This is a genomic window from Proteus sp. G4415 (genome assembly GCF_963896075.1).
Lineage (GTDB): Bacteria > Pseudomonadota > Gammaproteobacteria > Enterobacterales > Enterobacteriaceae > Proteus > Proteus mirabilis.
In genome coordinates this window covers 43,696-56,120 of the sequence record NZ_CAWQOK010000056.1, presented here as the reverse complement: position 1 = coordinate 56,120, position 12,425 = coordinate 43,696, and the positions used below count along the sequence as shown (strand labels likewise).

The following is a 12,425-nucleotide window of genomic DNA, read 5'->3' as shown; positions in this document are numbered from 1 at the left end:
TCCATTAATGTCCATAAACCCGAGGACGGGTATAACTATCAATAAGCGGTACAGCAATATTAGCTAATAGGACTGAGAAGGCCACGGCATCAGGATAGCCACCATAGACACGAATAATCCACACTAATAGGCCAATGATTGCACCATAGATTAATCGCCCTTTTGGTGTGGTGGAGGCGCTAACAGGATCGGTGGCAATAAAGAAAGCACCTAACATCGTCGCACCTGAGAAAAGCTGTAATAGTGGCTGAGAGTAACGAGTAGCATCGATCCCCCAACTGATCAGCGAACAAACACCAAGCAGCGTTAACATGGCAACAGGAATTTGCCAGCTAATAATTCGTTTATATAACAAGATAACGCCCCCAACCAGATAGGCAACATTCACCCATTGCCAACCCATTCCCGCAAATCCACCTTGTAAGATTGGCGTTGCTAATACTTCATCAATAGAGTGGGTTAATAATCCGGTTTTAAAACTATCAAGTGGTGTGGCTTGGGTAATGCCATCTACAGAGCGTCTTAAATCTTCAAGGGTGAGTCCTGAGGGTGTATGTCCGGTAAAGAAAATGCTTAAGCTATCTATAAAGTTATAAGACACTGCTTGTAATTCAATGGGGGGCATCCATGATGTCATTTGTACAGGAAAGGAGATCAATAGCACCACATAACCGACCATCGCGGGATTAAATGGGTTTTGACCTAATCCGCCATAAATATGTTTGGCAATAACAACCGCAAAAAATGTCCCTAAAACAATTATCCACCAAGGCGCTAAAGGAGGAATACTAATTGCTAGTAAGATACCTGTTAGTAAAGCGGAATTATCTTTTAGGTATAGAAGTGGATCTTCTTTTCTGAGTTTGACACAAATAGTCTCCGCCAATAGCGCGACAATGATTGCCAAGATGATTTGATATAGCGTCCCTAAACCAAAGAAGTAGAGTTGGCATAGAATACCTGGAATAGCGGCCAATATTACCCACAACATCACTTGACTGGTGGATTGTTGATTATGAGTAAATGGAGAGCTGGCGATTTTCAATTTGCTATTGTTATTTTGTATTGGTCTAAATTTCATTTGTATTAATCCAATGTCACTTCTTCTTTAGCATGGCGTTGCTGTGCTTCTTTTTTAGCTTTTACCCGAGCAATAGCAGCAGCGACAGCGGCTTTGCGCGGATCGGTTTCCACTTCAGCCTGAGTTTCAGCCGGTGTGTCTACTTTTGCAGTTGCTTGCGCTTGTTGGGCTTTTTTAGCTTTTACCCGAGCAATAGCAGCGGCGACAGCAGCTTTACGTGGATCGGTTTCCACCTCAGCATCAGCCGGAGTTTCAGCAGGTGTGTCTATTTCTGCAGTTGCTTGCGCTTGTTGAGCTTTTTTAGCTTTTACGCGGGCAATAGCAGCGGCGACAGCAGCTTTGCGCGGATCGGTTTCCACCTCTGCTGGAGTTTCAGCCAGTGTGTCTATTTCTGCAGTTGCTTGCGCTTGTTGAGCTTTTTTAGCTTTGACCCGAGCAATAGCAGCAGCCACAGCGGCTTTGCGCGGATCGGTTTCCACCTCAGCCTGAGTTTCAGCCGGTATGTCTATTTCTGTAGTTGCTTGCGCTTGTTGAGCTTTCTTAGCTTTTACACGGGCAATGGCAGCGGCGACAGCCGCTTTACGTGGATCGGTTTCCACCTCAGCCTGAGTTTCAGCAGGTATGTCTACTTTTGCAGTTGCCTGTGCTTGTTGAGATTTTTTAGCTTTTACCCGAGCAATAGCAGCAGCCACAGCTGCTTTACGTGGATCGGTTTCCACCTCTGCCGGAGTTTCAGCCGGTGTGTCTACTTTTGCAGTTGCCTGTGCTTGTTGAGCCTTCTTAGCTTTTACCCGAGCCAATGCTGCGGCTACAGCAGCTTTGCGCGGATCGGTTTCCACCTCTGCCGGAGTTTCAGCAGGAGTGTCTACTTTTGCAGTTGCTTGCGCTTGTTGAGCTTTCTTAGCTTTTACACGAGCTAATGCTGCCGCTACAGCGGCTTTGCGCGGATCACTTTCTGCATCGGCGGTGGTATGGGTATTTTGTGGTACCTGTTGTGCCAATTTAGCAGCTTGTTTTGCTCGGGCTTCTTCTTTACGTTTTTTGCGTGCAGCAATAGCCGCTGCGTTGTCAGGTTGTTCTCCTGCTTTAACAGCAATAATTTTGCCAATGCTATGTTTTTCTTTTACACGAGAAAGTGCAGATTGCACTTCATTTTGTTGGTGATCATCAAGCTTAACTGCAGCACGTTGATGTCTTGCCTCACGTTCAAGCTTTTCTCGTTCCATACGGATTTTTTTCGCTTCAAAGCGAGCCTTAGCTTCAGCCGCTCGCTTAGCTTCCGCATCAATTTCTCGTATTTCTGCTTTTTCTTGGCGGTAATATTGCACTAATGGAATATTACTAGGGCAGACAAAAGCACAAGCCCCGCACTCAATGCAGTCAAATAAATTATGTTGTTGCGCTTTCTCATGCTCTTTCCCTTTACTAAACCAGTAAAGTTGTTGTGGTAGTAAACCACTAGGGCAGGCGTCAACACATTGACCACAACGGATACAGGCTTCTTCAATATTATCTGTATCCATCTCTTCTGGAGAGGGAATTAATAAGCAGTTAGTAATTTTTATAACGGGGGCATTTAAGTCAGGTAAGGTGAAGCCCATTAAAGGCCCCCCCATAATGACCATCTGCTCAGAGCCAGCAACAAAGCCTGCTTGTTTTATAAGTGCATAAATAGGAGTACCTAAACGTGCCCAAAAGTTACCTGGGGTTTTAGCCCCTTGTCCAGTTACGGTAACGACACGTTCAATTAAAGGTTCATCATCGATAATGGCACGTTTAATTGCCACTACCGTCCCCACATTTTGCATTAATACGCCAATATCAGAGGAGCGACCGCCAGAAGGAACTTCTTTGCCCGTTAATATTTTTGTTAACTGTTTAGCGCCTCCAGATGGATATTTGGTAGGGATCACCCGAATAAAAATACGTTTTTCATTTGTGAGTGCTGCTAATGCTTGTTTTAAGGCGGCAATAGCTTCAGGTTTGTTATCTTCAATACCAATCAGCACTTCATCCGGTGACAGTATATGCATTAATATCTGACAACCCGCAATAACTTCATCTGCGTGCTCTTGCATAAGTCTGTCATCAGCTGTGATATAAGGCTCACATTCAGCGGCATTTATGATGAGCGTTTTAACTAAATCACCACCACCTTTTAATTTTGTGGCTGTTGGAAAACCCGCTCCCCCTAATCCAGCAATGCCTGCTTCATGAATACGGGTAAGCAATACCTCTTTACTTTGTGATTGATAGTCAACTAGTGGTGATTTTTCTCGCCATTCGTCTTTACCATCAGAGACAATTTTCACTGCAATTTCAGGCAGACCAGAAGGGTGAGTGCTTGGAAATGGCTCTATTGCCGTGACCGTACCTGATATAGAAGCATGAACAGGTAATGTTCTTCCTACACCACGAGTTAAGGCTTGGCCTTTTAAAACATGATCACCCACTTTAACGCAAAGTTGCCCAGGAGTACCTAAGTGTTGATGAATAGGGATGGTAACCTCATCCGGTAACTGGGCTATACGCATAGGCGTGCGACTTGATTGTAATTTCATTTCGGGAGGATGAATGCCGCCTTTAAAATCCCAAATTTTATCTTTTTTAAATAACGAAAAGAGATTAAACATGAGCGTTATCCTCCGTCTTTAATGACGGTTCATCTTCGGGTGTTTCTTCTGGCTCTGCAGGAATATTTCTTACAGGGATAGTATTTAAATCCCATTTCCAATTAGAGGTCGTCATTTTCACAGGAACTAAAGTAATACAGTCTGTTGGACAAGGTGGAACACATAAATCACACCCTGTGCAGAGATCTTCTATTATGGTGTGCATTGCACGAGTAGCGCCGACGATGGCATCCACTGGGCATGCTTGAATACATTTTGTGCACCCGATGCAGTTGTCTTCATCAATTAAAGCCACTTTTCTCACCGGATTTAATGCTTCTTCATCACCGTCAAGTGGTTGTGGATCAACCCCCATCAGTTCGGCAATTTTTAACATAACCTGTTCACCACCCGGTGCACAACGGTTAATCATTTCTCCATTATTAGCTACCGCTTCTGCATAAGGGCGGCAACCAGGATGACCACACTGACCACACTGACTCTGTGGTAATATGGCATCAATTTTTTCCACAATAGGATCTTCTTCTACTTTAAAGCGACGAGCGGAATAACCTAAAATCAGGCCGAATAGAAGCCCTAGTACACCCAGTACACCAATTGCTATCCATAAAGAATTCATTACAGTTTCACCAAACCACTAAAACCCATAAAGGCAAGAGACATTAAACCCGCAGTAATTAAGCCAATAGAAGAGCCTTTGAAAGGAGCAGGAATATTGGCGACAGCCAGTCTTTCTCTAATGGCTGCAAATAACACCATAACTAAGGAGAATCCTACCGCAGCACCAAAACCATATACTGCTGATTGCATAAAGGTATGTGATTGATTGATATTCAGTAATGCGACCCCTAATACGGCACAGTTGGTGGTAATTAAAGGTAAGAAAATCCCCAATAGACGATATAACGTTGGACTCGTCTTTCTTACGACCATTTCTGTAAATTGCACCACAACAGCAATCACTAAAATAAAGCTGAGTGTACGTAAATAGAGTAAGTCTAAGGGAACTAAAATAAAGGTATCCATTAGCCAAGAGCTAATAGAGGCAATCGTCATGACAAACGTTGTCGCAAACCCCATTCCTATCGCGGTTTCTAATTTTTTTGATACACCCATAAATGGGCATAAACCGAGGAATTTGACGAGTACAAAGTTATTCACCAAGACGGTACCAACGAATAAAAGCAAGTAATCAGTCATTGCTATGCCAAAATTGTTAAAAAATGGAGAAAAAGCCTCATAAAATAAAGAGGCTAAACGGGCGAGTATAATATCAAGCTGAAATGTATGAAGTTATCGATCTTGTGTGAAAGTTTCACGGACACGCTTAGCATATTTGATATAAGGCACAAAGCAGACAGTTGCCATAACGGCCCATAATAGTGACTTAACCGCGGTTTGATCATCAACAGGGGCAAAACCGAAACTTTTTATCGCCAACAATAAGTTAATTAATAACCAAATAATAAATAAACGAGGAAAATTTTTAGCGCGGTAAAAGAACTGTCTTAATAAATAAGCGGTAAATGCAAACATCGCCCATGTTGTTAACACGGAAAGATACCAGCTTGATACCACATGAAAAGGTAGCTGGTGGATAATCGAAAAATCTGAAAAATATCGTATTAAATATAAAACAGACATTAAACCTAAGCCCACTATCGACAACAGCAAATAAGCCAAAGGGGCAAGTAACCAACCCGTAATAGGGGCTTTAGGGGATTGCTCGGGCAAAACGTTTGTCTGAGGTTTTAATTTCATTAATCAAAGATCCTACTATTATACTAAGTTCTAAACGAGATATTATCACAAACTTTGTTATTATTTATTTAGCTGTAGAAGTGAAAGTCATTTTTCATTTATAGAATAAAAAGATAAAAGCGGGATAGGGTTATGACAAAAAATTTAAACGTGGGGATTATAGGCTATGGTTATGCAAGTAAAACCTTTCATGCTCCCCTGATCAGTACCACTGAGGGGTTAACACTATCAGCCATTTCAAGCTCTGATGAAAGTAAAGTTATCGCTGATTTTCCTAATATTACGGTGTATGCCAACCCACAACGACTGATTGATGATCCAGACATCGATTTAATTGTTATTCCAACACCTAATAACACTCACTATACCTACGCCTCACAAGCCTTAAAAAACGGTAAACATGTTGTTGTCGATAAACCTTTTACTTTGACACTCGATGAAGCAGAAAAATTGGCACAACAAGCGAAAGAAGCTAAGAGATTACTCTCAGTTTTTCATAATCGTCGTTGGGATGCCGGTTTTCTTACCGTTCAAAAATTACTCGCCGATAAAACATTAGGTGAAGTCAGTGCCTATGAAGCGCATTTCGATCGTTTTAGACCCGCTGTGCGCCAACGTTGGCGTGAAGATGCCGGACTTGGTGGAGGACTTTGGTACGATCTGGCCCCTCATTTACTAGACCAAGCGGTATGTCTTTTTGGTCAACCTTATGCAATCACTGCTGATATTGCTCAGTTGCGCCCTAATGCTAAAAATGCTGACTACTTTCATACACTATTAGACTATGGTCATCTGAAAGTTATTTTACATGCCTCTATGTTGGTTGCCTCACCTACGCCTATTTTTGCTATTCATGGGACCAAAGGCAGTTATGTAAAATATGGTTTAGATACCCAAGAAGATGCATTAAAAACGGGTTATCTTCCGACTGAAATGTATAACTGGGGGGCTGATCCTCAAGAGGGTGAATTAACATTATCGACAGAGAGTGGTGAATTAGTAACAACAAAGTTACCGACTCTATCAGGTAATTATCCCGCTTATTATCAGCAAATTTATCGTGCGATTGCATTTGGTGAAGAGAGTCCTGTTACTGTGTCACAGGCCATTAATGTTATGCGTTTAATTGAAGCCGGGAGCCTTTCAAATCAATCAAAAACCACAATTAAGCTGTAAACATTAGGGAGTGACGAAAACCATGTCTTGGTGGCAAAAGCTAAAAATTGACTCTTTTTTAATGATTATGATCTTGGTGGTCATACTCGCAACATTATTACCTGCGCAAGGTGAGATAAAAGTCATCTTTCAACATCTCACTACGGCAGCGATCGCCTTATTGTTTTTTTTGCATGGGGCAAAGCTTTCTAGAGAAGCGATATTGTCAGGACTTGGTCATTGGCGCTTACATTTAGTGGTTTTTGCCAGTACTTTTGTTTTATTCCCATTACTAGGGTTGGGACTACAGTTTATGGTACCTGACTGGATGTCACCTACCGTTTATATGGGATTTTTATATCTTTGTGCTTTACCTGCGACAGTACAATCCGCTATTGCCTTTACTTCTGTTGCCGGTGGTAATGTAGCAGCGGCAATCTGTAGTGCATCAGCATCAAGCATTTTAGGGGTATTTTTATCCCCTGTGCTGGTGGGTTTTTTAATGGAAACACAAGGCTCTGCTGAGCATTTTGATACTGCGGGGGCGATACAATCTATTTTATTACAACTGATGGTGCCTTTTATTATCGGTCATTTATCTCGTCCATTAATTGGCCGTTGGGTTGATAATCATAAGATGTTAGTGAATAGAACCGATCGCTCTTCTATTTTGCTGGTGGTTTATGTTGCATTTAGTGAAGCCGTCGTTGAAGGTATTTGGCATAAAATTGACGGTTGGTCGTTATTGACTATCACCATTGTCAGTTGTGTATTACTGGCTATTGTACTTGTTATTAATATTTATAGTGCAAGATGGCTTGGCTTTAATAAAGCTGATGAAATCACGATTGTATTTTGTGGCTCGAAAAAGAGCTTGGCGAATGGGGTTCCCATGGCAAATGTACTATTTCCCGCAGCAACGGTGGGGATCATGCTATTACCGCTGATGCTATTTCATCAAATTCAATTAATGGTTTGTGCCATATTAGCTCAGCGTTATGCCAATCAAGCTAAAAAACACCATCAGTAGTCACTGTAAAAATAGAGCAAAAGATAAAAATACCGCCTTAGCAATAAGGCGGTATTTTTTCGTTAATATTAACCTAAACTCACTTTTTTAATTAATGCATCACGTTCAGCTTGGCTAATAAAAGCCATAGTAAGACCATTAATTTGTGCTTGGCGAATTTGTGCTGCAGTTAAACCCGCCGCTGGAGCAGCAACAGTATACTCATGTTTTAACTCAATACCTTCCACGGCCGGATCGTCAGTATTGAGCGAGGCGATAATACCGTGCTCTAAGAACTTCTTAAGAGGATGTTGTGCTAAAGAGGCAATAGTACTGGTTTGAATATTTGAGGTTAAGCAAGATTCAATACCAATTTGGTGCTCTGCGAGATAATCCATCAAACGGGGATCTTCAATGGCTTTAACACCGTGACCAATACGACTTGCCCCTAATTCTTTAATCGCGTGCCAAATACTTTCAGCACCAGCTGCTTCACCTGCATGAACGGTGATCTTCCAGCCTGTATCACGAGCACGATTAAAGTGAGGCTGGAATAAATGCCCAGGGAAACCTAATTCATCGCCAGCTAAATCAAGTGCGGTGATTTTATCTTGATGTTTTAATAGACCATTTAATTCTTGCTGGCAGGCATTTTCACCAAAAGTACGGCTTAAGATGCCGATTAAACGGATCTCAACATCATAAGTGTGTAAGACACTTTGTACACCATCAATAATTGCTTCAACAACACCTTCAATCGGTAATTGATGCTTCATGGCCATATAGTAAGGTGAAAAGCGTAATTCTGCGTAATCAATACCTGCATTAGCAACATCGACGACGTTCTCATAAGCAACACGGCGACAAGCGTCTAAATCGGCGAGTACAGCAACGCCCCAATCTAACTTTTGTAAGAAGCTCACTAAGCTAGGCTCATTTTTAGTTATCTGCACATGTGGGCGCAATGTTTCTAGCTCATAGGCAGGTAGGGCAATATTATGTTGTTGTGCTAAATCTAAAATTGTTTCCGGACGGATATTTCCATCTAAATGGCGGTGCAAATCGGTTAAAGGCAACTGTGTGTCAATCACGTGTTATTTTCCTTTTTAATAATAATAATGAAAATCCACTTGTTATGGTGACTTTCTTTTAAGGGGAATAAAGTAATAAATTGCCTATTATTATGAATGATTTTCAATTGATTCACTATAAATTAAACTAAAGTTGTTTATTTTTAATACATAAAGAGGCATTTTTTTTGTATTTTCCGACGATAAAAATTATTTTTAAATTAATGCTGTACATTTATTATCTTTATTTTTCAGTATAGTTGATGCTTCTTATCAACTTGGCTGAAAATGTAATTTTTCCTTTAAAAACAAACATATCATAGTTTTTGATATAAGCTATCAGATATACTGATAGGTGTTAGTAAGAATTAAGAATGTCTATTAGCGAAATGGCTGATTATCTAATTATAAATAAAGTGATTGTTTTATTAATTATTGTTAATAATATTGGGATATTAAAAAATAACAAATCTATTATATTTAATAAGGAAGTGAATAAACAAAATAAAATCATAATATATTCTTGCTAGAAAAAGGCTAATCACTTTATTTTTAATATTGCATATATTGGAGCGAGAATATGAATGGAAAATCAAATAATAGTTTAATAAATAATGATAGTAATAAACAAATAGCTAAACCAATAATTCCGCCACCATCTGCTAACCCTACTTTAAGTTCACAAATGGAGACAGGAGATGGCAATGTTGCTTTAGATTTAGTTGTGGTAATAGATACAAGTGGCTCAATGGCTGATGAATCTTCTGATTTAAGTCAACAAATAGATGATGCTGTTCAAAAGGCATTAGGACGTTGCCCATCAAGTTTAAGAGTCACTTTTTTAGGAATAGAAGGTACGTGGGATAATACTAAGTTCGATCGCTCAGTGACTGACTATTTAATGACACAAGGTGTATCTGCTCACAAATTACAAGCAAGAGCGCCATTTAAAGAGGCTGATGGACGAGATCATGCTGGAAATAAAGAAGATTTATGCCGAGCCGTCATTGATGTGTGTAAATATTTCGATTGGCGAGATGGCGCTCGTCGTGCAATTTTTGTCTTAGGTGATGAAGGTATGGAAGGTGGCGGAGGTGTATTAACACAAGCCGCTGTGCTTAAAAACAATGAGGCAATAGTGGTTGCTAGAAGCGAAAAAGTAAAAGTATATACTTATCAGGGAACGCCTAATGATGATCCCTCTAATGTGGATCGCTTTCCTACTATTGCTGATAGAGATAACATCACGAAAGAGTATGTGCGCTTAGCGCAGATGACGGGAGGACGCTCTTATATATACACAACAGGTATCGCTAATTTTTCTTTAGTTCTGCAAGAAATTCTATGTGACAGTTTAACATTACCTAAACTTCCTGATCTGAATAAAGATAATTCAACGTGTCGTCATGTTTGTGAAGAGCTCTCTACTATTATATCAACAGTTAATACCCTTGCAGAAATAATGCATAAAGCGATTGATTCATGTTGTAAAGAAGATTGGGGCACACGCGAAGTGTTTAAGCCTCATTGTGATTGTTAATAACAATAAAAAGCCCCTTATCATAAGAATGGTGATAGGGGGCTTTATTGATTAGTGACTGTATGTTATCAGTGACTAAAATTAATTGTTTTCAGCAGGTGCTGCTGGGATCTCAATTTGTGGCTCTTCTATTGCATCATTTTGATCTGGCTCTTCTGAATATTCAGGATAATCAGAGTCATCATAATCATAAGAAGAAGTACCCGCACCGAATAACATCGCCGCTAAACCTAACATTTGAGGGGCTTGTGTTACTTCCATAAACTCATCAAAGCTGTAAGTTTTACCGTTCATAGTAAATTTATCAGCAGCATAGTTCAGGTTTAAAGACAGTTTATTACCGTCTTGTGATAACAGCATCAATGGCAGAGCATCTTTCTCGTCTTGAGAAATTTGATTGATATTTTGCTGTAATTCAGTTTTTAACTGTGCCATGTCGTTAGCGGTTGTTTTCTGAATTTCAGCTTTATCTTCGTCTGTTAAGCCTTTTTCAGAATAACGCATAACATCAAGGTATTGTGTGGTACTACGGAACTCCGTTAGCATTGGTACAGAAAGATCGATATTAAAATCGATATTATTGAACAATTCATTAAACAGAACTGACGGCGCCTTGTCTTCTTTTTTCAGTGCATCAGCATTGAACGCATTTAAATCTAACTTAAAGTTTAGCTTGCTTGCGCCACTGCTATTGGTAAGCGATGCTTCATCAATACGGAATACTAAACCTTTTTCCAAAACATCACGTACAGCTTGCTCAATCATCGCTGAATTATCGTATTTATTTTGATTCCAAGGTAAGAAGGTGCTGTTATAAACTTTTGTTAATAGCAACATCGCATCTGGGTCTGCTTTATCAATTGAGTAAGCAAATTTACCCGCACCAAAATCAAAACCACCAACATTAAGAGATTTAAAACTATAATCTTGAGTGATAAAGAATAATTTATCTTTAATTTGGCTCTTAGTAGCAAGAGAAGTATCTTTTAAAGTGAAATTAGATGACTTATCTTGGCTCGTAAAGGTAATATCGCCAAAGTTCAGTGTTTGTGTATCAAATAGATATTGATCGTCTTTAACTTTAGTTCCTTCGACAGAGCCTGCAATATTTTTCAGCGTAAAGGTTTCATCATTACCTTTCTTAACAATGACTTCATCACCTTTTACGGCTGTTGAGATGTTTGTTGCATTTTTATCGGAAGAAAAATCAATCTGAAACGCAGATGTTGTTAACTGGCTACCTTCTTTGCTGTAATTAATAGGATTTATGTTAACTTTACCTGATACACTGCCATCAAACGATAAAGAAGAGTGCATATCAATAAATGATGGCTCTTTGGTCAACTTAAATAGATCTTTAGTGGTCTCATTATTCACTAAAGTATTATTCATTGCTGCTAACTTAGGAGCTAGATTAAATTGAGCAATATCAGAAAGAGGGAATGGCCCATGGTCAATATCCGTCTTAAAGAGCACTTCTTCTACTTTTTTATCTTCATCTGATTTGGCATGCTCTGAAATCACAACCGCAAGATCAGCAGTAGAAGTAAAGACGCCTTTCTTATAGTCACGAATTTCAAGTTTAATATCCGCACCTAATTGGCTTTCTTTAGCGAGTTGCGCTAATTGAACGTTAGTGCGTTTGGTTTCTTCCTGTAAGCGGCTTTCAATTTTACTGCCCATGTACCATGATGCACCGGTCCAAACAACACCTAGTGCAACAATAACACCAACAGCGACAAGCGATTTCTTCATAATTCTAGTCCATCCTCTGTGTATGCTTCGTAGCATACGTTCTTAAGATTGTTTTGCTACCCTTAAACAATCCAACAAATTGGTTTTGGTTATCAATACTCTGAATATGAATATAGATAATTAGCGTATATTAATTGCTATCTATATTCTCTGTAAATATAGATTTAGTGAAATAAGAACGCAATCAGAACTTACTTAGTTATAAGCTAACACAATGAGTTTAAAGAGAAATAATTATAGATAACTTAAATAAGGCAATTAAAGATAAAAATGTCGTTTTTTGGTCTTTTTTGGATTAAAAGTATATTTATTTAAGCCATATTTGTATTTATGATACAGAATAAAAGCTTGTAATTAATATGGTTATAAATAGAGAGCAAAAACACCAATATTATCGTGAGCCAACCTCATTTAATCAGAA

10 protein-coding genes are annotated in these 12,425 nt (G+C 39.4%); 3 read left to right on the top strand and 7 right to left on the bottom strand.

Annotation, left to right across the window (positions count from 1 at the left end; genetic code table 11):
- Positions 1-4 precede the first annotated feature (4 nt).
- The 5 genes from rsxD to AACU95_RS06265 form a co-directional block, all read right to left on the bottom strand.
- The gene (rsxD, locus tag AACU95_RS06285) at positions 5-1,081 is read right to left on the bottom strand and encodes an electron transport complex subunit RsxD (RefSeq protein WP_004243022.1); all 1,077 of its coding nucleotides are present in this window, start codon (positions 1,079-1,081) and stop codon (positions 5-7) included.
- Between the two features lie 5 nt (positions 1,082-1,086).
- The gene (gene rsxC, locus AACU95_RS06280) at positions 1,087-3,714 is read right to left on the bottom strand and encodes an electron transport complex subunit RsxC (protein ID WP_161737200.1); all 2,628 of its coding nucleotides are present in this window, start codon (positions 3,712-3,714) and stop codon (positions 1,087-1,089) included.
- Positions 3,707-4,333 carry an electron transport complex subunit RsxB gene (gene rsxB / locus AACU95_RS06275; RefSeq protein ID WP_004243020.1) on the bottom strand — a complete coding sequence of 209 codons (627 nt, stop codon included), beginning with the start codon at positions 4,331-4,333 and terminating at the stop codon, positions 3,707-3,709. Before rsxB ends, rsxC begins: the two co-directional genes overlap by 8 nt.
- Positions 4,333-4,914: an electron transport complex subunit RsxA gene (gene rsxA, locus AACU95_RS06270; protein WP_004243017.1), complete on the bottom strand. Its 582-nt coding sequence runs from the start codon at positions 4,912-4,914 to the stop codon at positions 4,333-4,335. Before rsxA ends, rsxB begins: the two co-directional genes overlap by 1 nt.
- A 93-nt stretch (positions 4,915-5,007) precedes the next feature.
- Complete coding sequence (locus tag AACU95_RS06265) at positions 5,008-5,475, bottom strand: DUF2569 family protein (protein WP_004243016.1); 468 nt, start codon at positions 5,473-5,475, stop codon at positions 5,008-5,010.
- A gap of 132 nt (positions 5,476-5,607) precedes the next feature.
- On the opposite strand from AACU95_RS06265, the gene AACU95_RS06260 reads away from it, so the two are divergent.
- Positions 5,608-6,651, top strand: coding sequence for an oxidoreductase (locus tag AACU95_RS06260; RefSeq protein ID WP_141192360.1), 1,044 nt, complete (start codon positions 5,608-5,610; stop codon positions 6,649-6,651).
- A 22-nt stretch (positions 6,652-6,673) separates the two neighbouring features.
- Positions 6,674-7,660 (top strand): bile acid:sodium symporter family protein, encoded by a 987-nt coding sequence (locus AACU95_RS06255; RefSeq protein WP_004243014.1) that lies wholly within the window; start codon positions 6,674-6,676, stop codon positions 7,658-7,660.
- 68 nt (positions 7,661-7,728) lie between these two features.
- Here the strand turns inward: AACU95_RS06255 and add are convergent, their stop codons facing one another.
- Positions 7,729-8,730, bottom strand: coding sequence for an adenosine deaminase (gene add / locus AACU95_RS06250; RefSeq protein ID WP_161737199.1), 1,002 nt, complete (start codon positions 8,728-8,730; stop codon positions 7,729-7,731).
- A gap of 559 nt (positions 8,731-9,289) precedes the next feature.
- Here add and AACU95_RS06245 point away from each other — a divergent pair.
- Positions 9,290-10,249: a hypothetical protein gene (locus AACU95_RS06245; RefSeq protein WP_012367949.1), complete on the top strand. Its 960-nt coding sequence runs from the start codon at positions 9,290-9,292 to the stop codon at positions 10,247-10,249.
- A gap of 81 nt (positions 10,250-10,330) precedes the next feature.
- On the opposite strand, the gene AACU95_RS06240 is transcribed toward AACU95_RS06245, so the two are convergent.
- Positions 10,331-12,004 (bottom strand): YdgA family protein, encoded by a 1,674-nt coding sequence (locus tag AACU95_RS06240; RefSeq protein ID WP_161737198.1) that lies wholly within the window; start codon positions 12,002-12,004, stop codon positions 10,331-10,333.
- Positions 12,005-12,425 lie beyond the last annotated feature (421 nt).